Origin of the sequence: uncultured Proteiniphilum sp. (genome assembly GCF_937873925.1) — a bacterium.
In the GTDB taxonomy this organism is placed as follows: domain Bacteria; phylum Bacteroidota; class Bacteroidia; order Bacteroidales; family Dysgonomonadaceae; genus Proteiniphilum.
The window spans coordinates 1-23,190 of record NZ_CALNAT010000004.1; the positions used below are offsets into that span (position 1 = coordinate 1).

At 41.1% G+C, this 23,190-nt stretch carries 17 protein-coding genes and 1 pseudogene; 12 read left to right on the forward strand and 6 right to left on the reverse strand.

The window, feature by feature from the left end; genetic code table 11:
* The 11 genes and pseudogenes from Q0502_RS00410 to Q0502_RS00460 all read left to right on the forward strand — a co-directional run.
* Positions 1-340 (forward strand): hypothetical protein (locus Q0502_RS00410; RefSeq protein WP_298645851.1); only part of this gene is annotated, 340 nt, incomplete at its 5' end.
* A 10-nt stretch (positions 341-350) separates the two neighbouring features.
* On the forward strand, positions 351-3,389 hold the full coding sequence (locus Q0502_RS00415; RefSeq protein WP_298645854.1) for a TonB-dependent receptor: 3,039 nt from the start codon (positions 351-353) through the stop codon (positions 3,387-3,389).
* 14 nt (positions 3,390-3,403) lie between these two features.
* Complete coding sequence (locus Q0502_RS00420; RefSeq protein ID WP_298645856.1) at positions 3,404-5,260, forward strand: RagB/SusD family nutrient uptake outer membrane protein; 1,857 nt, start codon at positions 3,404-3,406, stop codon at positions 5,258-5,260.
* Positions 5,261-5,279: 19 nt separating this feature from the next.
* A complete protein-coding gene (locus Q0502_RS00425) occupies positions 5,280-6,704 on the forward strand; it encodes a DUF1735 domain-containing protein (protein WP_298645859.1) in 1,425 nt (474 codons plus the stop codon).
* Positions 6,705-6,851: 147 nt separating this feature from the next.
* Positions 6,852-8,192, forward strand: coding sequence for a Gfo/Idh/MocA family oxidoreductase (locus Q0502_RS00430; RefSeq protein WP_298645863.1), 1,341 nt, complete (start codon positions 6,852-6,854; stop codon positions 8,190-8,192).
* A 5-nt stretch (positions 8,193-8,197) separates the two neighbouring features.
* A complete protein-coding gene (locus tag Q0502_RS00435) occupies positions 8,198-8,908 on the forward strand; it encodes a DUF1080 domain-containing protein (RefSeq protein WP_298645865.1) in 711 nt (236 codons plus the stop codon).
* A gap of 11 nt (positions 8,909-8,919) precedes the next feature.
* A complete protein-coding gene (locus tag Q0502_RS00440; protein ID WP_298645867.1) occupies positions 8,920-9,189 on the forward strand; it encodes a hypothetical protein in 270 nt (89 codons plus the stop codon).
* A gap of 62 nt (positions 9,190-9,251) precedes the next feature.
* Positions 9,252-9,503 carry a type II toxin-antitoxin system ParD family antitoxin gene (locus tag Q0502_RS00445; RefSeq protein WP_298645869.1) on the forward strand — a complete coding sequence of 84 codons (252 nt, stop codon included), beginning with the start codon at positions 9,252-9,254 and terminating at the stop codon, positions 9,501-9,503.
* A gap of 4 nt (positions 9,504-9,507) precedes the next feature.
* Entirely contained in the window at positions 9,508-9,795 is a 288-nt protein-coding gene (locus tag Q0502_RS00450; RefSeq protein ID WP_298645902.1) for a type II toxin-antitoxin system RelE/ParE family toxin, read from the forward strand.
* A gap of 219 nt (positions 9,796-10,014) precedes the next feature.
* Positions 10,015-10,509, forward strand: coding sequence for a DUF1080 domain-containing protein (locus Q0502_RS00455; RefSeq protein ID WP_298645871.1), 495 nt, complete (start codon positions 10,015-10,017; stop codon positions 10,507-10,509).
* Between the two features lie 13 nt (positions 10,510-10,522).
* Positions 10,523-10,780 (forward strand): annotated as a pseudogene (locus Q0502_RS00460) (AGE family epimerase/isomerase); the annotation flags it as partial.
* 113 nt (positions 10,781-10,893) lie between these two features.
* Here Q0502_RS00460 and Q0502_RS00465 read toward each other — a convergent pair.
* From Q0502_RS00465 to Q0502_RS00485, 5 genes are all read right to left on the reverse strand, one after another.
* On the reverse strand, positions 10,894-13,023 hold the full coding sequence (locus Q0502_RS00465; protein WP_298645874.1) for a SusE domain-containing protein: 2,130 nt from the start codon (positions 13,021-13,023) through the stop codon (positions 10,894-10,896).
* A gap of 12 nt (positions 13,024-13,035) precedes the next feature.
* Positions 13,036-14,745, reverse strand: a complete 1,710-nt coding sequence (locus Q0502_RS00470) for a right-handed parallel beta-helix repeat-containing protein (protein ID WP_298645876.1) — start codon at positions 14,743-14,745, stop codon at positions 13,036-13,038.
* A gap of 17 nt (positions 14,746-14,762) precedes the next feature.
* Positions 14,763-15,875: a fibrobacter succinogenes major paralogous domain-containing protein gene (locus Q0502_RS00475; RefSeq protein ID WP_298645878.1), complete on the reverse strand. Its 1,113-nt coding sequence runs from the start codon at positions 15,873-15,875 to the stop codon at positions 14,763-14,765.
* Positions 15,876-15,962: 87 nt separating this feature from the next.
* Positions 15,963-17,567 (reverse strand): RagB/SusD family nutrient uptake outer membrane protein, encoded by a 1,605-nt coding sequence (locus Q0502_RS00480; RefSeq protein ID WP_298645880.1) that lies wholly within the window; start codon positions 17,565-17,567, stop codon positions 15,963-15,965.
* A 3-nt stretch (positions 17,568-17,570) separates the two neighbouring features.
* Entirely contained in the window at positions 17,571-20,663 is a 3,093-nt protein-coding gene (locus tag Q0502_RS00485) for a TonB-dependent receptor (protein ID WP_298645881.1), read from the reverse strand.
* Positions 20,664-21,057: 394 nt separating this feature from the next.
* On the opposite strand from Q0502_RS00485, the gene Q0502_RS00490 reads away from it, so the two are divergent.
* The gene (locus Q0502_RS00490) at positions 21,058-22,107 is read left to right on the forward strand and encodes a DUF5106 domain-containing protein (RefSeq protein ID WP_298645882.1); all 1,050 of its coding nucleotides are present in this window, start codon (positions 21,058-21,060) and stop codon (positions 22,105-22,107) included.
* Here Q0502_RS00490 and Q0502_RS00495 read toward each other — a convergent pair whose 3' ends face one another.
* On the reverse strand, positions 22,108-23,175 hold the full coding sequence (locus Q0502_RS00495; RefSeq protein ID WP_298645884.1) for a glycoside hydrolase family 43 protein: 1,068 nt from the start codon (positions 23,173-23,175) through the stop codon (positions 22,108-22,110).
* Between the last annotated feature and the right edge of the window lie 15 nt (positions 23,176-23,190).

The following is a 23,190-nucleotide window of genomic DNA, read 5'->3' on the forward strand; positions in this document are numbered from 1 at the left end:
AGTATTTTTTCTCTCCCGGGTTGCAGTTTCTGCATACCTGTTCTTTGTCAGCCTTATTAAAAACCTGTTAAGTACCCCTTTTCTTTTCATCGACCCCGCTCCCGATAAGGGAGAAAGAGGTTCCTATGTGGATGATCCAGACGATTTATTTATTCCTCCTTATGCATGTAATCTGGTAAACCGGATGGAGAATGTTCCGGAGATTTATTACAAGGTTATGCGGTTGCTACGCCGGGAGTCCGGATGGAGCGACCTGCATGATGATTTGAATGAAAAGAGAAACGAAAAAACACTTGAATCGAGAGAACAAAGCCAATTACTAATATTTTTTTTAATCTAAAACAAATGAAATGAAAAGAGAAATTAAACTTATTTTCTTATTTACTTTTTTTCTTTTCCCTGCGTTTTTGCTTGCCCAGCAAGAAGTACAGGTAAGAGGGAAAGTTGTTGAGGCGGAGACAAATGAACCTTTGCCGGGTGTGAGCATCCTGATTGAAAATTCTACAAGAGGAGTGACTACGGATGTGGACGGAACTTTTGAAATAAAAGTTAATCAGTCTGACAAATTGATTTTTTCGTTTATGGGGATGGTTTCACAGACAGTAGAAGTACAGGATAAAACCTATATTGATGTGACGATGTATCCTGTGTCAAGTCAATTAGATGAAGTAACCGTGGTTGCTTACGGGACACAAAAGAAAGAAAGTGTGATTGGTGCTATTACCAGTGTTTCTGTCAATGAAATCAGAATGCCGGTGGGTAAAATCAGTAATAATCTGGCAGGTCAGATGGCTGGTATTGTATCCGTACAACAATCAGGGGAGCCTGGCGTAGGGTCTAATTTTTGGATACGGGGTGTGAGTACATTCGGTGCCAATAGTAGCCCTTTGATTCTGGTTGATGGAATAGAACGGTCTTTGGATTTGGTAGATTATGATGATATTGAAACCTTTTCTATTCTGAAAGATGCTACAGCGACGGCTGTGTATGGAGTAAGGGGTGCGAACGGAATAGTATTGATCACCACTAAAAGAGGGAGAGAATCGCCGAAGCCTCAGATTAACGCAAAAGTAGAGTACGGTGTATTATCTCCGGTTGTCATGCCCAGACTGGCTAATACAGAACAGTGGATTGACTATTATAACGACATTGTATATGATAATACAGGACGTCTTGCTTTTTCTGATCTGGAAAGACAGAAATATCTTACCGGTGTTGATCCGGATTTATATCCGAGCGTAGATTGGATGAAAACTCTCTTTAAAGATAATACCAATAATCAGAGAGTCAGTTTGAATATTACGGGAGGAGGTAAAAGCATAGTCTATTATGTTTCCGGTTCGTTCTATACGGAAAACGGGATTTTTAACCCCGAAGTATCTGCAAATTATAATCCTTCAATGAGGTATTCCCGGTTTAACTTCAGGTCGAATGTAGACATTGACCTGACATCCTCCACTACGTTGGCCCTGGGTTTGTCCAATCAATATGAAACGAAGAACCGTTTGGGCACTGATCTTGCCACCATGTGGTCCATGGCATTGACCACGACCCCTATCGCTACTCCTCCTGTGTTTTCCGATGGGACACATGCTCAACCGCTGGTGGGTAGTAATCCTTATTATGCCTTAAATAGTACCGGATTTTCTCAGGATTTCTGGAATACCTCCCAATCACTGATCAGTCTGACCCAGGATTTTTCGGAAATAATCACCAAAGGTCTGAGCGCTAATTTGAAGTATTCATGGGATGCGGTAAACGAAAGTACATTGGATCAAAGAAAACATCCTGCTACTTATTATGCCACCGGAAGGGACGAGGAAGGCAATTTGCTTTTACATAAAAATTCCGATGGGAGCGACTATCTGTCCCTTGCCCGCTCCAATAGGGGCACCAGGACCACCAATCTGGAAGCTTCGCTTACATACGAGAATATATTCAATGAGGTTCATCGGGTAGGTGGATTGTTCCTGTTCAGCATGAGAGAGCATACCAATAACTTTCCGGGAGACTATATTGCAGCATTCCCCTATCGTAATATCGGTATTGCGGGGAGAACCACCTATTCATTCCGGGATAAATATTTTATTGAAGGAAACTTCGGTTATAACGGATCTGAAAATTTTGCACCCAGCCATCGATTCGGATTCTTTCCGTCCATAGCCGTGGGGTACCTCATTAGCAACGAAAAGTATTTTGAAAAATTGCTTCCGACAATTCACCTGCTGAAATTAAAAGCATCCTATGGGGAAATCGGGAATGATCAGATTGGAGGTAACAGAAGATTTGCTTATAACTCGGAAATGACATGGACCGGAGGATATTATTTCGGTAGAACGGGAACATGGAGAGAAGGTATTGCCACCGGTTATCCGGGAAACCCTAACGTCGCCTGGGAGAGCTCAAAGAAAAGTAACGTCGGAATCGAACTTGGCTTTTTTAATAAGCTTAAACTTCAGGTCGATTATTTTACAGATATGAGGGAAGGGATTTATATCTTGCAGGAAAGTGTTCCTTCTATTGTGGGTATTAACATAAATCCCTATGTCAATCTGGGAAGAATGAAAAACCGCGGTTGGGACGGTTCTCTGGAATATATGCAACAATTTGGAGATTGGACTTTATCGGGACGGGCAAATTTCACCTTCAACAGGAATAAAAAATTATACGATGACAAGCCAACTCCCGTTTGGCCCTATCAGGAAGAGATAAATGAACCACATGGACAACATAGAGGGCTTATCGCTCTCGGGTTGTTTGAGTCGGAAGAGGATATTGCCAACAGTCCTCTGCAAACGTTCGATAGTCCGGTTGTGGGAGATATCAAGTATAAAGATATCAATGGCGATGGAGTGATTGATGATTTTGACCGTGTAGCCATTGGATATACCTCTATTCCTGAAATTAATTATGGGGTGGGCGTAAGTGCCGGATGGAAAGGATTTGACCTCTCTTTTTTCTTCCAGGGGGTGGATCATGTTTCCAGAATGATTACCGGTGGACCTATATTCGGCTCCGGGGGAAGTATCCTGGTAAATGGACAAATTTATGCCGATGTAGCTGAAAATAGGTGGACTCTGCGGAATCCCGACCCAAATGCAAAATATCCAAGGTTATCGATGTTGGATAAAAGCAATAATAAACAATATTCCACCTACTGGCTGCGTGATATGAGCTATATGCGCTTAAAGAACGCAGAATTCGGATATACGGTCCCCAAAAATATCTCCGATAAAATGGGATTGTCTGCCATGAGATTTTATTTGCAAGGTATCAATCTTTTAACTTTTACCGGATTCAAGTTGTGGGATCCCGAATTAGATACCGGAAACGGAGGTGCCTATCCTAATATGAAGACAATAAGTATAGGATTAAATATTAATTTTTAAATAGTAGTAAGGTTATGAGGAAAATAACAATTAAAATATATTATTGGGTCCTTTTAGTGTTTTTCACTTTAATGGGGATTTCATGCAGTGATTATCTGGATGTGGAACTGCAGAATCAAATGACGCTTCAGGAAGTATTCGATAAAAGAAGCACGACTGAGGCCTATCTTGCACAAGTGTACGGATATCTGCCTGTAGAGGAAGATCCTATTTATGGCGACGGCGGCGACGGAACAGTCGTATCCAGAAGCGATGAAGCTCTTTTCTCCTGGTTATACGGGGAATGGGAATCCAATAGGCAAGGGGCCTGGGGGGTCACCACAGGATATACTCACAACTGGGAGCGGAATTATAATGGTATCAAGCAAGCTACCATATTTATGAATAACGTAGATAGAAATACCGAAATCAATGAAAGTACGAAAGAAGTCATGAAGGCCGAAGCACGTTTTATCAGGGCCTATTTGTACTTTTCATTGTTTCGCAAATATGGACCGGTATATATTTGGGGTGATCAGGAATCCACCAGTTTAATAAGATCCGATTCCGTTGATCGTCATTCGGTTGACCGGAATATCGAATTCATTATCTCGGAGTATGATAAAGTCATAGAGGTTCTTCCCCTTAGGATCACAGACGAAGCATGGTCCGGACGTATGACAAAAGGCGCTGCAATGGCTGCCAAATCGAGACTGACATTATATGCTGCCCGTCCCCAGTTCAATGGAGCAGCGCTGTATAAAGGGATGAAAAACCTTTATGGCGATTATCTGTTCCCCCAGGAGGCAGATCCGAACAAATGGGAGATTGCAGCGCAGGCGGCAAAAGATGTGATTGATTTAGGCATATATAATTTGTATAAAAATACACAGGAAGCCGACCCGTTGAAACGAGCCATAAAATCATATCAGGGAGTGTGGTTTGATAAATGGAATGAGGAGACTATTTGGGGTAAATGGGTTTCCAGTGCTTTTGCTTATAATGTAAGATGTGCCCCGCCACGTGTAGTGAAAGAAGGATATGGAGGATATGCCCCCTCATTAAAACTGGTTGATTCATACCCGATGGCAGAGTCCGGAAGGTTTCCGGTTACAGGATACAGAGGCAATGGAGAACCTATCGTTGACACTCAATCGGGTTATCGGGCTACCGGATTTACTGAAGGATATATTCATCCGTTGGATGATTTTGCTCCTATCAAGGCGCATAACAGCTGCATAGGGCGCGACGCCAGGTATTATGCTTCCATCCTGGCGAATGGAATGAATTGGATCAATACCTATAAAGGAGTAAAATTGGTTACATTCTATACCGGCGGAACCTCCTCTTATTCTGCTTCGGGAGACTGTGTGAAATCAGGATTCCTGTGGAGACGGTTTAGTGATCCAACCAATAATATTGAAGAAGGTCAGTGGGGACAATATGTCTGGCCGTATTACCGTCTGGCGGAAATTTATCTCAATTATGCCGAAGCCTGTAATGAAAAGCCCAACCGGAACGAATCGGAAGCATTGAAGTATATCAATCTGGTGCGCGAAAGAAGTGGATTGAACAAACTCGAAGAAGCCTATCCGGAAGTCGTCGGCAATAAAACGCTGTTAAGAGAATTGATACAAAAGGAAAGAATGGTGGAACTCGCGTTTGAAGGGCACCGGTTCTACGATGTACGCACATGGATGATAGCTGAAGAAGAATCCAATAAGCCAAATTACACATTGAACCTGCTGGCTACGAATTATGAAGATTCCTGGGAAAGAACGGATCAGGTATTTCCGGGAAAACTTGTATGTGAACCCAAGCATCTGTTATTTCCCCTTCATCAGAATCAATTGAGCGAAATGCGGAATATTACACAAAATTACGGATGGTAATCTTTTAATTGATAGAATTATGAGAACAGTTAAACATAACTTTATATATATCTTTATTTTCTTTGTAATCCTTTCCGTAGGATCTGCCTGTGACGAGAGTTATAGATTACACAATATGGTTGATGACCAGATTTATGTATTGAAGCCCGGACTTATTTCGGAAGAAATGTTTTTGTGGGACGATTATACGTATGATTTTATGGTTGTTAAGAGTGGAATGGGGCTGCAGGACGCAGAAGTGGAACTTCAAATCGATGAGAATTTACTTGCTGAATATAATATTTCGCATAATACAAATTATCAGGTTTTGCCGCAGGAATACTATAATCTAAAGTCAAAGAGATTAACATTCGATAAAGGGGAATATCGGAAATCTTTCCAGATCGGATTCGATCTGGACGCTATTTTGGAGTTACAAAATAGCGCTGAAATGCAGTATGTTCTTCCATGTAAACTGAGTGTTCTGAACGCTTCCATTGGGGTTGCGGATTCGGCAAGGATCTCTTCAATTATTGTTCCGGTAATCAAAAGACCCTATATTCAGTTTGATAAGAATTATCTGGAAATCCCTGCGGTTGATTTGACCCGATTGGGGGTTGCAATGGATAAAAGGTCTCAGGAAGAAGTTCAATATTTTACGGAAATCGAGGTGAATTATCCGAACAGGTCCGGGGTGGCATTTACTCTGGAAGTAGATCCGGCACTAGTGGAAGAATATAATGAGATACACGATACCTCGTTCAGATTACTCCCCGATGCAGCGTATAGTTTCGATAAAACTCAATGGAAAATACGGGCGGATTTAACTTACCAACCTTTGGAGTTTAAAATTCTGAAACAGGGATTGTATCAAGGCGATTCACCTCTCTACGGCGAGTATATTCTTCCTTTGCGTATCACATCCGTCTCCGGACATGAAATAAATCCGGAACAGTCTGTATTATTTGTTCCTGTGGCATTTAATCCTGATATTTTGGATCGTGCGGCATGGGAAATTATAGATTGGAACTCATGTATTTCTGAAGAGCCTCATTATGAGTGGCTCGAGCGTACGCCCGAGAAGATGCTGGATGGGAATGTAGCCACTTTTTGGGGGTCAAAATGGGATGTTCCCAAACCATTGCCCTATTATTTTATATTCGACCTGAAAAAAGAGTACAGGATTTATCGGATTGGATTTACGAAACCTGTGGATGCATGGAGGGGAAACATAAAAAACGGCTATTTTGAGATCAGTTCCGATAATACTGCATGGACAAAATTATCAGATTGGAGTGTGGATAGTAATTCTCCACGTGAACATACCTTTGTACAGGATGGCTCTTCGGCCCGGTATATCAGATTTGTTATCAGTGATGTGTTTGGATATGCTAATCCGGAGATTGGACCCGAGGGCGGAGCGCAATGCGATATCGCCGAATTTAATGTATGGGGTGAAGAATAAATTGAATTGACTGGGAAGATGTTTAGGAGACTATTTGTTTTCTAAACATCTTCTTATTTAAAGCGATTTATATGAGAGAATATGATTGAATAATTATATTTTTGTAATAGATAAGTTATTATATTCCAATTACTAAAATTACAGAAAATGCAAAACAGACGTGAATTTTTAAAGAAAATGGCAATAGGCGCCGTAACGCTTAATTCGGTCCCTTCACTGCTCTACGCAGGAGAGGGGAAATTAGCCAAAGAGGTGAGAATGTCGGTATCTCCCAACTCTTTTATTAATATCGGCCTGATTGGTAAAGGAGGTATGGGGACTTCAAATACTCTCACGGCTTTATCAGTTGAAGGTGTTAAGCTTGTAGGCGTTTGCGACTTGTATGATAAACGATTGAAGGAGGCTAAGGCACAATGGGGAAATGAGCTTTTCATTACAAAAGATTATAAGGAAATTCTTTCGCGGAAAGATATCGATGCGGTAATAATCGCTACTCCGGACCATTGGCACCAGCCTATAGCCATTGAAGCAATGAATGCCGGCAAGCATGTTTATTGTGAAAAACCGGTCATCCATAAACTGCATGAAGGAAAAGCACTGATCGAAGCCCAGAAAAAAACCGGAGTACTGTTTCAGGTGGGTAGTCAGGGTATGGCCTCATTAGGAAACAGGGCTGCCCGATTATTGATTCAACAGGGAATTATTGGCCCCGTCAATTTTATAGACGGCCAATTTACCGGGGCCCCGGGGAGGTTAAATGCCTTTACCGCCCCTGAGGATGCATCCGAAGAAACAATCTGGTGGAACCGTTTTCTGGGAAACGCCCCTAAAATACCCTTCAATCCCCAGCATTTCTTTGCCTGGAGAAACTGGAAAGATTATGGCACGGGTATAGCGGGAGACCTGTTTGTGCATGTCCTCTCCAGTATTCATTATATTATGGATGCGATAGGTCCGGAGAAGGTGTATACTACCGGAGGAATACGGTACTATACGGATGGGTTACGTGATACCCCCGATGTTATGTTGGGATATTTCGATTATCCGGACAGAAATAACCTGGGAGCCTTTACAGTACAGTTAGGAGCCAATTATGTGGACGGCGTATCCAGGAAATGGGGCAGTATGGATTTCAGGATTGTTGGTTCGAAAGGTTCGTTGGATGTCGGTTGGGATAAAGTTGTCCTGAAAACAATCGAAGATGTGAATGCGAAGGATTTTGAGATATTACGACAATTGGGGCAAGGGATGGATGTTCCCGAAAAAGTATCTCCACGGGAGTTTGTCTTTTATGCGGAGAAAGGCTATAAGGGAGGACATTATGACCATCATTTTAATTTCATTAATGGAATCAGGAACAACACACCTTTGACGGCAGATGTCCTTTTTGCTGTCAGAGCGGCGGCTCCGGCGCTGTTAAGTTATGAAAGCTATTTGCGCAATGAAGCAATTGAATGGGATGCTCAGAAACTCAAAATAAGAAAATAAATAAGATGAAACATTTGGAAATTATTCTTGTCTTTTTACTGATAACCGTCTCTTGTCATGTATCCAAAAACAGCGGTTCTCAACAAACAACTATAGGCAAAGGAACTACCTTTCGCCTCTCAAAGGAAGAGAAAAAAGAGGGGTATAAGGTTCTTTTCGACGGTACCTCCATGTCGCAATGGACAAGCAATACAGATGAATATATTCTGGAAAGCGGTTGCATTGTCATGTATCCGAAAGCCGGACATGGGAATTTATATACAAAACAAGAGTTTGATAATTTTATTTTGCGTTTTGAGTTTTTATTGACACCTGAAGCGAATAGCGGATTGGGATTACGGCATAAGATGATCACTGCACAAAGCGGATACGATGGAATGGAATTACAGATACTGGATAATGAAGCACCTCTGTATAAGGATTTAAAACCGTATCAGTACCACGGATCGGTGTATGGATGGATACCTGCAAAACGAGGCTTCCTGAAACCCGCAGGAGAATGGAATTATCAGGAAGTTGTAGCGGATGGCGATAATATTACAGTCATTCTTAACGGAACGGTAATTGTTGACGGTAATTTAAGGGAAGCTACAAAAGGAACTCCTGCCGATAAAATCCCGGCTACGTTATTTTACGAAAAGGGACATATCGCTTTTTTAGGGCATAATTCTGTTGTTAAATTCAGAAATATCCGGATCAAAGAACGTTTTCGTTAAGCGAGCGCAAAGTGAATCTATTTACTTTGCCGAGTGCAGAATTGGAAATCGAGGAGCGAAGGCTACCCAAAATGCCTGATGAAATCGAACAGATCGTCCTTGCACATCCCGATGTAGAAAAGCACGGATTCCAGTATATCGATTGGCAGTTCGAAGGGGATGATATCATCTTCCTCTCATGCACGGCTTACGATGATGAGTCCGGTGGTGCTAATAACAACCACGATGCCAATTTTCTCACCTTTCACCGGATAGAGGATTTCAGGGAAAAGGGTAAATAAATCGGCTCAAGATCTTGGATAAGTTACCAAAATTTGGTAATTTTGTTGTAAAAATAAAAGTTATGGGACGAAATACATCAGTTTCACTTGGACGCTATTTTGAAGATTTTGTTGAACATCGAATTTCTGGGGGTCGCTATAAAAATGCAAGTGAGGTAATTAGAGCCGGACTTCGACTTCTTGAAGAAGAAGAGAATAAAGTCCAGGCTTTGAAAAGTGCCATTCAAGAAGGCATCGACAGCGGAATAGCTGAAAATTTCGACGCAAAAAAACACTTAGAAACGTTGAAAGCCAATAAGAAAAAAAATAGCTAAATATATTCTCACTAATAAAGCTGTTGAAGACCTTTCAAAAATTTGGAATTATACTTATGAAGTTTGGTCGGAAAATCAGGCAGACAAGTATTATAACCTGATTATTGATGCTTGCAGAAGAATCGCTGAAAGTCCAACTATTGGAAAAAACTACAGGGAAATATCAAGCGAGATTTCAGGATTTAGGATTGGTAAACATATCATCTTCTACAGGGCGCTAAAACCCGAAGAAATTGAAGTGGTTAGAATCCTTTATGAAAGGATGGATTTAAAGAACAGGCTTGATGAATAATGTAGAGCCAAAATAACTTCCATCGTTTATTTCTTCTTTAGCCAGAACCGCTCGATATCTTCCAGCGACTTCCCGGCTGTCTTGGGCATCGGCTAAATATGAGACGACCTCACTCCCTAACATGAGATAATCTCATCCCCCCCAGATGAAACGACTTCATCCCCTAACAGGAGATAATCTCATTGCCTAATACCGGATGATCCATATGCCTAATGATGGATGATCCATACGCCTAATACCGGACATGGGAATTTGTATACAAAACAACAGTTTGATAATTTTATTTTGCGTTTTGAGTTTTTACTTACTCCTGAAGCGAATAGCGGATTGGGATTACGGCATAAAATGGTAACAACCCAAAGCGGATACGACGGAATGGAATTGCAGATACTAGATAATGAAGCGCCTATCTATAAAGATTTAAAGCCTTATCAGTACCACGGATCGGTATATGGCTGGATACCCGCAAAACGGGGCTTCCTGAAACCCGCGGGAGAGTGGAATTATCAGGAGGTGGTTGCCGACGGCGATCATATCAAAGTCATTCTGAACGGAACAGTTATTGCCGACGGTAATTTAAGGGAAGTTACAAAAAACAGTCCTGCGGATTATATTCCGGCTTCATTGTTTTATGAGAAAGGGTATATTGCTTTTTTAGGACACAATTCTGTTGTTAAATTCAGAGATATCCGGATAAAAGAACTTTTTCGCTGAGCACCATTGGTGGGTACAGGCAGAAGCGGTGGTCGGATATATGTATGCGTACGAAAACTCAGGGGACACCCGCTATAAAGAGAAAGCTGCCGGAGCGTGGGACTATATCCGGAACCAGATTGTGGATAAAAAGGCTGGCGAATGGTACTGGAGCCGGTTGGCCGACGGCAGTGTCAACCGGAAAGGTGATAAGGCGGGGTTCTGGAAATGTCCTTACCACAACGGGCGTATGTGTATGGAGATGCTGGAGACCTTTCAGTTAGATGGATAATCTCTTTTTTCCCTTTTACCGCATGGAGGATTCCAGGGTAAAGAGTAAATAAATCGGTGCAAAATCTTGCAAGAGGCTGTCTCAAAAGACAGCCTCTACTTGATTCCATAGAATTAGTCCGGATCTCTTACGCAGCGCACATTCACCATTTTTGATGCCGTACCATCCCCTTCACTCCATGGACGTGACAAGTAATGCCAAGGTATAATATCGTTACTGTTCCAATCGAAAACTTCCATCATATAGGCTGTGGTAGGCGAGCCGACAGTAGTAGTCCAATATCCTGACTTACCATCACTCCCTGCCAAATCGGGAGCACCAACATTTCCATGCCAGAATACACCACCGGGAACCAAATTCAATCCGCTACTATTAGTCACCTCCCACTGATTTCCCCAAAATTGGATTGATTTTACTTTTTTGGCAGGTTCAGGAGATAGGTCATTTATCAACGCATTCCAGTCTGCTAAAGTAGATATATGCCATCCATCAGGACAAACACCCTGTATAATAGTGTTTTCATTCGATCCGGCTGATTGCCATGAGCGCAAGGCCGTGGGCCATGTATAATATTGGCCGATTACATCAGGATCCGTTACAGCACCCCCAGTATAAGTTTTCGATGCCAGATCGACAGTTGTAAAGGGTGTGCCGTCACTATATTTTATCGCGCGTAGGTTTGCTCCCATCCAAAAATTATCACCTATTTTAACCACCGGATAAGTTTGCGGGTTATCCGAATCACGATTATCTATCAATAGTTTAACCATTCCGGTCAACAGGATGCTATGTATATCCGAAGGCTCAGTCAATACCGTTACTGTTGTTATTATTCGCCAATAAACCGTTTTTGTCCAATATGATGCTCCGAGGTCGGACAACATTTCATCCAGTAAACGATGAGTGAAGTTTAACGTTTTGTTGGGGGTTGACTCTTTCACTTTCGATTGGGTCATATCGGCATACAGACTATATTCTATTGCGTATGTGACGCCGGTAGCTGGACACTCCCAATTGACAGTTGTCAGGCTTGTTGCCGGAGTCGACACATTGAGAACATAGGCTGTGGCATCAGCAGGAAATGCTGTCAGATTGATTTTAGGAGCAGATAAAACAGCCTGGAATCTTCTTATCGTAAATGCTCCTTTCTGTTCAGAAACAGCTCGCAGAGGATCGCTAGGGATTACTTCCCAATACATTTTCTTTTTCTGCGAAGCTACCATTTCGAATTGTTGTTCGAGTAATTGATCCAAATCCAGTTGCGAGATCGAATAAAACTGGTTTTCTCCAGCATCAAATTCTACCGATATTTCAGATTCTTTATCATATAGTCTCACTGTATAGCCCACCCCGGTTGTATCGCAATTCCATCTGAAGTTGAACATATCCGAAGCATTCTCTGCTGCAAGCAATATTGTGCTACCTTCATCCGGTGAAGTCAAAGTCACTTGAGCAGGGTCACGGATGAAGCGTTTTATCGAGATTTCCCTTACTGCACTATTTTCTATTGGGTTATTCAGATTTCCAGTTCCCGTAACTCGCCAGTAGAGAGAAATGCTTTCTCCTAATGACACTCCATGGGCTTTCAACAAATCGTCAAAATATTTGTTTGTAAATTCATACGAATCTTCAGTCCCGGTCTCTATCTTTATCATATTTTCGAAATCGGCATCGAAGCTCATTTCCAGAACATAATCCTTGACTTCTGTCTGGCAAGTCCAACTGAAAGTTATTGGATTCTCCGGATTTGCTTTATCCAGGATTAGTTCTGCCAAATTCGAAGGGTTATTAAGCATAATCACATTCATTGGCAAGTCACAGCGGGTTATTGTTAATTTTCTTACTTCATCGCACCAACCGGCTTCGGGATCTATGACTTCAACTGTCCAATAGATATTTTTTTGCTCTCCTATACCAACATCCATTGAACTGAGGATAGAATCTACCTGCATGGTAGTCAGATAAAAATCTCTTTTGATGCCTGCAGCCACTTCCACTTTCTTGGTGCTGAAATCTTCACTTAAATTGAATACTAGGCTGTAATCAATATAGTTTCTTTTTGATTCCCACGAAAAGCGATAAAGTGAATCGGGCTTTTGGTAATTTAATACCCATACTGTATCCTTTGTGGGATATTTCAGTGAAACAGATTGACGACCTACTTCATAAAAATCATTTTCGGTATTGCAGCTTATCAATGCTATCATTACACCGACAACAGTAACACTTATATTCTTTATCATGATGCTCTCTTTTTAATGATTATACGCTCCCATATTCTTATTCGTCCCTACGGCAACGCCCCAGAAATCATTTGTCACGGGATATACTCCTCCGTCCGAAATGGTAGTCCCAGTCCCAATAGCCGGCGATCCTTCAGCCAATTTCAGTCCACTCAATATCTGATCTTTGTCTACCAGATTATTTGAATTCACAAAGTCTGTCACAAGTTTTACGAAACGGGGATCGGCTGAGATATTCCCACTATTATACGTGCCTGTCCCAGGTATCGGTGTTGAATATCCATATATGCAGTTATTTTGAAAAACAACTCCCGTATTCAATTCCAGAGATCCAATATTTAGTTTGCAGAATTCATTTACATATTCTGTCGTATTGTAAAATATGTTATTGGCAAATACCAATGAATTCGGGATATTGGTGTAACTGTCGAATGTTATCGCGCTATTGTCTGCATGTTGTGTAGCAGACTTTGTTTTGATGATAGTGTTGTTGTAAAAATATGCACCGTCTACACGTCCTACAATATCGATAGTTGATGACAAGGTTAATCCGTTTTCTTTCACGTAATCGCGGGTTCCATCGTTGATGCTGATGTTGTAGCGGACGATAGTCCCTTTATGGGTTGCATATCCTTTGTCAAAACCTACATCTGCGGGACAAAGCAGAAAGAATCCCCCTACATTGTTATATGAAATATTGTACTCAAAGAGTGTATTCTGGCAATTCTGGTCGCAATCGAAAGCCTGTCCGTCCCATGTGGCTTTATGATCTTGGACAATATTGTACCGGAAAACTGTTTCATCGCTATGAATACACCACAATCCGGCTGACGCTTCGGCACGGAATCCAGCTCCTTCGGGAGACCATCCTCCCTCGGCACAGTTACGAACAATGTTGTTTTCTACAATTGCTTTGTCACAACTGTTTATTATAATCTGATCACCCGGAATTCCTTCGAATAAGTTACCCCTGAATACGAAGTTGGTATTTGCTTTTCTCTTGCTACGATCTCCTGTAGTCACATATCCTACTAATCCGTCACGCTGACAATCCTTAAAATGACAGTTTTCAACCAGGATATCATTGAAACTCGTAGGAATAGCACTTTCCAGCACATTGTAATAATGTATTCCTGCACCGCCGCCACCCAGATGGTGAGTTTTTGTGCCATATACATCTTGTATCGTACAACCTTTGATGTGAATATGATTCATTACACCATTGGGCATGTTCTCAGCAACAATACGGATACCAACGCTTTTAGGACGAGGTTCTGCTCCCTTATTCGTTATTTTGAGATTGTGCAATTCCCAATATTCTACGTTGCGGATTAGTATTGTTTCATCTTTCTTGCCTTCGCCATTTATTTCGGGCAGAGGCAGATTCTCGTCCCCGTATGCCATAATCACAATTGGGGCTTCAGCTGTTCCATTCCCTTTCAAGGTTATAGTTCCGTTATATATACTTCCTCTCTTTATCAGTATTGTGTCTCCGGCATTCCATGTACGTTGGAGTATTCGGTCTACATTTTCCCATGCCTGAGAAGGAGAGTGTCCCGTATTATAATAAGCCCCGTTCTCGGGATCAATATAATAACGATGCGGGTAAGAGCTATCGTCTACTTTTTCGGGAGCAGGATCATCATCTGAAGGATTACACCCTATAGCCAACAGGGGCAGTGTGAATAACCAATATAGGTATAAAAGTCTGTAAATGTTCATTTTATTCGTTTTGTAGGTTACTTTATTTCGTCCATAATGCATCTTATCGGGTAACAACGGTTTTCCACACCCGGAACAATGGAGTATCCTTGCAGATAAATACCTTCCACATCATCATACATTGACATGAGTGTTGCTTTGTTCTTATCATCATCCAATGCCGTTTCTCCCCATGCAAATTGCTGGCCTTTGAGATATGGAGTGGAACTCCAGAAGCCTGTAAAAGGATTATCAGCGTCCAGTCCCTGCGTAATAAATCCGACGCCTTCGTGCCAATAGTAACCCGACGCTATAATGTTGAGTTTAGTGCTATTGGTGATGTTAGTTGTTGTTTTCCAATACGATGGATCTTTTATCAGGTTACCTCCTGTTTCCGGGTCCAAATAGTTTCTTAGTTTGTCGAACTCTGCTAATGAGGGAACATGCCATCCATCGGGGCATATACCTTGTATGCTCTCGCCATTAAGTGTGGCAGTTTTAGCCTCATCCCACGACATCCGGACTGCTGTTTCCCATGAATAATATCCTCCGGCTTTTGTGTTGTAGATGGGATCACTGGTCTGGGCACTCTTGTATGGAAGTGGAAGTGGCGTACCGTCAGAATAAATTTTTGCACGGAGGTTTTCTGCCATGATGGTTATCAACGCCCCATCATTCATAACAAATTGCCGGGCCTCGTATTCTTCACCATCCCGTCCATCAACAAAACTTTCAACGGCAAGTATTGCATTGAAATAACGCCAGGTTGAGGATACTTCTCCATTGGTAGTCTGTTCTACTTTCCAGAAGAATCTTTTAATGCTTGCAAAGTCAGGCCATACATGACGAAGTACATCTATTAGATCCTGATTGGTGACCTTCAGTGAGTCTTTTGTCCCCATTTCGAATGCATAGGGATTGAGGAAGTGCATGTCGGTATCAAAATATATTTTATATGTAGAATTTGGCCTTACTTCCCATGTGAAAGTCTGAAGTTCGTCCGGCTTGAAGAAATCAATTTTTACGGTAGCACCTTCTGCAGGGTAGATTGCCCTTGCCCACGTAGGGTTCACGTATTCTATTTTTTGCTCACAGGCAGCAAGCAGTATAATTACGAGTATTATTGTGTATTGTTGTTTTATCTTTCTCATATTATTAGAGCTTATATTGAATATGATTTTAGATGTGTGATTGTCACGAATCTTACCCATTAATCAGTATAATGTTTATTATCGGGATCAATAATTAGGATTTTGATCGTCTTTGATCATAGGATTAGCATTGATCTCTTTCAATGGGATCGGCCATAAATAATCCCTATCTTTATTGAAGGATCTTTTATCTATCACTATCGTTTCGTATTGCCAATCAGGAGTTACATTTCCATTCCAATACCATTTTAGTTTAGATACGTCTAATCCAACGGCATCGACCATTACATTTTCGGCTATTTTCCAACGGCGTATATCGAACCAACGTTGTCCTTCGTGAAAAAGCTCAACCCTGCGCTCGTTTCTTATCAGTGCACGCATTGTCTCTTTGGTCAGGTTAGGTAATGATTCCGAGAGGGTAGTCATATCAACACGGTTGCGTAGTTGGTCTATCAACGGATATACATTCGCTGGTCCGTTCAGCTCATTTTCGGCTTCGGCCCATGCCAGTAATACTTCGCCATACCTCATTATTATTTTGTCACAGCCATCATTTTGTGTGTTGGCCAACTTTTCGTTAGCTCCTTTCTTCGGACGGAAGCCGGATATATTAGCCCAACTTGCAGGAACCCAGTTCGCCTGATAGCGGGACTCTGCATCCAAACGATATTCCGAACCCGGGCAAAGGATCGACATATGTAAACGGGGATCACGGTTGTCGAACGGATGATCCGGGTCATAAGACGGGTCCTTAGGTATTGATCCTCCGCCATCGGCTTCTAATGTCTTGATGGGTAGCCCGTTTGAGGTAAAAAAGCTTTCTACCATGGGAATGGTTGTTTGGAACGAATTCCAATGATACCATAGCATAGTCATATAACTGGAACGGAGATCGGTAGCATAGTTTATTTTCATTATTATCTCCTTATTTGAAGCATCTGTAGTTCCTTCTTCTAGAAATAATTTAACAAAATCAGAGTATAACGTATAGCCGAGTTTTTGTATCTCTTTGGCGGAATCGATGACTGTCTGGTTATCCTGTTCGTATTGTGCGATTCGTAATTTCAGCATGTACGCGGCTCCCTTAGACGCTGATTCGCCGCCAAAACTCTGTTTTAGATTGTCGATGGCATAATCTACATCATCGTGCATAAAGGATAATAACTTTGATATTTCTTCACGAGGCGGGTTTTCCAAAGGTGAATTTTCGTCCAACAGAGGTACCCGCCCGTAAAACCAAATTAAATCGTAATAAAACAATGCCCTTAAGAAGCGTGCTTCTGCCATTATTGCTTTCTTGTCGGTTTGGGACAATGTTTTATTCGACGCAAGTCCGCGCAGCAGGGAGTTACACCGCGAAATGGCCTGCCAATCCCTTGTCCATTTATACTCTGCCCACCAACTGGATGCCGTTTGTGTGCCTTTTGCAAATTCAGCTGAGAATTCCCAGGTGTTGGGGTTGAACGAATTATCCGACATATTTTCGTATGTATAAGGAGTTATATAACTTGGGCTTTCGTCATACAAACAATAATAAATTCCGGCTAATAGACTCTTTGCCTGGTCAATATCTTTTAGAAATGTATCAGGAGAGGCTTTATCTGTGGGGACAGTATTTAGGTAGTCGGAACATGAATATACCGACAAAAGAAGCAAAATTGTTGCAATATTATTTAATGTATTCTTTTTCATAACTTAAAATGTTACATTAATACCCGCAGTAAATGTTTTGACTAAAGGATAAGAATATATATTGGTAGCATTCACTCCTGCCCGTTCAGGGTCAAATCCTTTATATTTAGTCATGGTGAAAAGGTTTTGCCCGCTTACAAACACCCTTGTTCCTGTTATCCTCAATCTGTTCAGCAATGAACTTGGGATAGTATATCCCAGTTCAATATTTTTGCAGCGCAGATATGACATGTCTTCTACATAATAGGCAGATTTGATGGATGAACGCTGACTGTCTATATAAACACGTTGGTATGTATTATTAGGCTTTTCGGGGGTCCAGCGATTTACCATCCAGCCCGCACTGTTATAGCTATTGAAAAAAGGTGATACCAACTCACCCGAACTCCAACCTTCCCCGCCTACCACTCCTTGTAGGAACATAGTAAAATCGAATCCTTTATATCTGGCTCCTGCCGAGAAAGAGAATAAACAATCTGGTGATGGGTCTCCTAAAGGGACACGATCATTATCCATGTCTATAATTCCATCACCATTTTGATCTTTGAAACGAATATCTCCGGGCGCGGCAATAAGTCCGGAGTATGAATTGACAGGATTTCCATACCGGTCGAAAGTCAATAGATGGTTGTGAATTTCGTCTTCGCTTTGATAGATACCTTCCACCTCGTATCCGTACAGCGTGTTGATCGGCAGGCCTTCTTGTAACAGGATGCCTCTGGTATCATTCAGTATAGGACTCATGCCTTTCAAGTCCAATATCTTGTTCTTATTGAATGATAAAGTGGCATTTGCATTAAGATCAAAGCCTTCGAACAACTCTTTATTATATCCTAAAGAGAGTTCATACCCTACATTGCGCATCTTACCTGCATTTTTCCAAGGATCTTCAGTAAATCCGAATGTACTGGATACCGGTAGTTGCATCAGGATATCATCAGTTTGTTTGATATAAAAATCGGCCGACATTGAAAAAGAGTTGAAGATCGTAAAATCCAATCCGAAATTCTTTTGTGTAGTTGTCTCCCACGTCAGGTCTTTATTTGCGATATAGGAAAGTGCAGACCCTGTGACACTTTGTTTATTCCATATGTAATTGGCTGATCCAACGGATAATATATCTATTCCTGCGTATGAACTCCATATTTTTTCATTACCCAATTGTCCCCACGAACCACGTACTTTCAGCTCATTAACCCAATGCAAATTGTTTTTAAGAAATGACTCTTCTGAAATACGCCAACCGGCAGATAAAGAGGGAAATAAACCCCATTTGTGACCAATTGCAAATCTGGAAGAACCATCATATCGCATATTTGCCTCAAATAAATATTTGTCTTTGTAGTCGTAATTGAATCTGCCAAACAGTGATGAAGACCGAACTGTCGAAGCCCAAGCACTATTCTTCTGCGTAGCGGGATCACCGACTTCCAGCGTGGGGAGATCTGCAGTCAGTCGTTTACGCTCTGTTTGGTAATATTTCCCATCCCATTCCGACTGTTGTACACCGGCTAGTGCCTTGAAGTGGTGATCGGTATCGATATTCAGCCAATAGGATAGAGTAGCGTAGCTTGATACAGTTCCATACCGGTAGGTACTTTCCCTGATCATGGACTCACGAGATGTATTTTTACCTATTGTTTGTTCTCCGTTCGATCCCGTTTCAATTGTATATAGTGTGATATTGGGGGCATAGGTTTGACCAAATTCCATATTGTGATCATAACTGACAGCTCCTTCCAATTTTAATTGTTCGGTTATTTGAAGAATCGCATTCAGATTTCCTGTAAAACTCTTTTTATCCTGACTTTTCTTCCCTCCCATTTCATGGGCAGCGTCGTTATAAAACCAGGAAGTCCATCCATATCCTTCCATCTTAGCCACAACAGTGGGATGCATTTGTACTATCCGGGCCAAAGTAGATTCTGTCCCATCAACCAAATCGGTCTGGTTACCCACATAACCTGAAATGTTGGTTGCTATTTTCAATTTGTTGTTCAAGAAGGATGTGTTTATATTGGACCGGAACGAATATTTCTGATAATCTGTGCCCTTGAGTATACCATCTTGATCTAGATAACCAAATGATAATGTATACGCTAATTTTTCTGTTCCCCCGTTTAGCTTCAGGTAGTGATTCTGTTGTGCTGCGGGCTTAAAATAAAAATCAGCCCAGTTACGATCGGGATAAGCCGCCAGATCATCCCCTTTTCTAAACCTGTCGATATATTCATCTGTATATAGTTCCTGTAGTCCTGAATTAACACGGGCTTCATTATATAATTCCAAAAAATCAACAGACCCAAGTAGGGATGGATAACGCGTTACATCCTGAACCGCAAGGTATCCATTGTATTCGATAGCCATTGCTCCGCTTCTGCCTCTCTTGGTGGTTATGAGGATAACTCCGTTGGCCGCTTTATTTCCGTAGATAGCTGCAGAAGCAGCATCTTTTAGAACGGTCATAGATTCTATATCTTTGGGATCAACTTTGTCGAAAGAGGATTCAAAACCATCGATAATGACCAATGGCGAAGAGTCGTTGAGTGTTCCTATTCCCCGGATTGTAATTGTACCCCCGTCTGCTCCTGGTTGTCCTGAATTTTGTGTTACTTGTACACCGGTTACCTTACCTTGAAGAGCTAAAGATACATCTGTAATAGGACGATTCTTAAAATCGGAAGTAGAGACATTGGCAACAGCTCCCGTGAGTTTTTGTTTGCTTGTTGTACCGTACCCTACGACAACTACATTTTCTAACTCAATACTGTCTTCTTCAAGGATAATTGTTATTGTTTCTTTGGAAGATGTGACTTTAACGGTTTGTTTTTTATACCCCATAAATGATATCTCCAAAGTTTCTCCAATATATGCATCTATAGAGAAATTACCATCTACATCGGTTACAGTTCCTATTGGACGATTCTGCACTGTAACTATGGCACCAATTATAGATACGTTTTCTGCATCCATAACTACTCCTTGTACAGGGACTGTACTCGTACTTGTTTGCCCCGAAATAAATAATGAATGGCACAATCCTATAAACAATAAAATCCACCAAATGTGTAGATGTGTTCTGATGTGAGTTTTCATTTGTCCATTTTTTAATTATATAGTTAATTGATGTTTCGCCATTTTTTGTAATCAGGTATCGGTATCAGTTGTTAGCTATTATCGGAAAATACAAACTACAAATGTTCTATTATTGTTGCTGCACACATAGGACAACATGCGAAACTTGATTAATGAGCTTACTAAAAAAATCTTTTCGAGTGACCCTGAACGCAAAAGTATATAATAAAATAAGGTGCTGATTTATACAGTTGTTTTTATTTTATACCTTCAAATTATTAAAAAGCATGAAATAAACATATATGCATAAACTGCAAACAATCATGTATGATTTTTTGAAAATGCAATTATATTGATAAAAGGATTTCTTTGTGAATTTCTGTAATTTTGTTCATTCGATGTAGGTATATATATTATGGCAAACATAGAATCAGGGAAGATGTTTAAAAAATCTTTAGGTGAATATGATCTTATTGAGATAGGAAGATTACGTGTACTTTTTACCGTAGGTTTACTTGTCATCTTCGCGGTTATCTGTTTTTCCTCCTGTACACGTAGAAACGATGTCGTTAATCCCTTGGCAAACGAAAATCCAGATGAAACAGTTATTCCTGCTTTAAAGGATTTCTTTTCTTTGCCTGTTATTCCATTAACGATAACCGATAAAGATGAAACTTTTTTTTACCTTGCTATGCATTGGTGGGATTATTTTAATTTTCCGGATACGGTTTATACCCATATTCCTGAAGAGATGGAACAGGTGTTCGTAGGCTTTCTGGACATATTGCCGTTGATTGATGCAAGTAAGGCTTCCAAAGCTATTAATAACCTGCTTTCGAAGGCAGAACAGGAAGAAAGCGGACGAGTATACCGTTATTTTCTGGAACAGGCAGAAAAGTACCTGTACAATCCCAATTCTCCGATGCTGAATGAAGAATTATATGCTGCAGTTGTTGGATATATTCTACAGGATGCCTGCAGCAATGAAACAGAAAAGATACGTCCTGCATTCCAGCTTGAAGAGATTAATAAGAATCGCAAAGGTATGGTTGCCGCAGATTTTATTTATATGCTTGCTAATGGGAAGAAAGGCAGATTACATAATATTAGTGCAAAGTATACCTTATTATTATTTTATAACCCCGACTGTTCCGCCTGTAAACAGACAAAAGAGATACTGGAGAATTCTGATATAATTACAACTCTGACAAAGACCGGGATGTTGAAAGTACTTGCCTTTTATCCAGACGAAGATTTGGAGACTTGGAGAATGCATCAAATGGTATTACCCGAAAATTGGATCAATGCCTGTGACGGTTCTGATTCTTTAATCGTAAAGAAGAGTTTGTATGCTATTCGGGCAATCCCCTCGCTTTACCTTCTGGACAAAGATAAAAGGGTTTTACTCAAAGATGGCACAGCAGAACAAGTGATAAAAGAATTAATGGTATCTACCTCGAATTAATTAATTGTCCCGATTTTCCCAATTCCATTGATCTTTCCATTCAATGAAAAAGCGGTCCTCTTCAAATCTGACAGGCAGCCATACATAACGTCCGTCAATGGCATTCTGAGGAGTCCAACGGTCACCCATATATATGTAGGTTTCTTTTTTTCCCTGTACAGGTAAAATGAACGTGCTTTGAGAGTGGAAAGTAGTGTGCATACTGTCTCCGATGCAAGGATCACCCAATTCTTTCCATTCTCCGAAAATACCATCACTTACTGCTGAACGTGCTTGATTAGGAGCCCATCCGGTACAGCCCGACATCATTAGATAATATTTATTGTTTCTTTTGAATATGGCTGGAGCTTCCATGAATCGCCCGGGGAAGAAACGCCCATACTTCCCGGTATGTGATAGGTAGTCATCAGAAAGTTCGGCAATATGGAGTGTACTATTTTCTTCGGATGAATAGATATGATAGGCTTTCCCATCATCATCTGCAAAAAGAGTCATATCACGGGCCATTTGTCCACCCTTCATATCACGTCCCAATATATTAAGTGTGTCAATATTTCCCGGCAGAGATCCTCCGTCGAACCTTTGTCCTAAGGAAGGACTATCCCCGTAATGTATGTCCAAGACATTGAAAGGGAAATGGCCTGCATTAGGTCGTACAGATTTAATATATGTATAAGGGCCTGTTATATTGTCGCTTACGGCAACCCCGCTCAGAGCTCCTTTATATCCCTTTCCCTTAGGTTCGAGATGAAACCACATGACGTATTGGCCAGTTTTATTATTTTTAATAACTTTGGGTCGTTCCAATATACAACCTTTTTCGATATCACTTCCTGAAGAATCTGGCATTACCGCCAAAGCTATACCCTCATCTGTCCAGTTATACAGGTCTCTTGATGAATAGCAGTGAACCCCAACATTGGCGAAATTGCCATTTTCTCCTTCGGTTTTATGTTCCCCAAACCAATAGTATCTACCATCGTCAAATAATATACCTCCGCCATGAGCATTAACATGTACTCCGTTATTGTCGAGCCATATTTCGCCAGGTTTGAAACTATCGTACATTATCGGTTTTGTTGC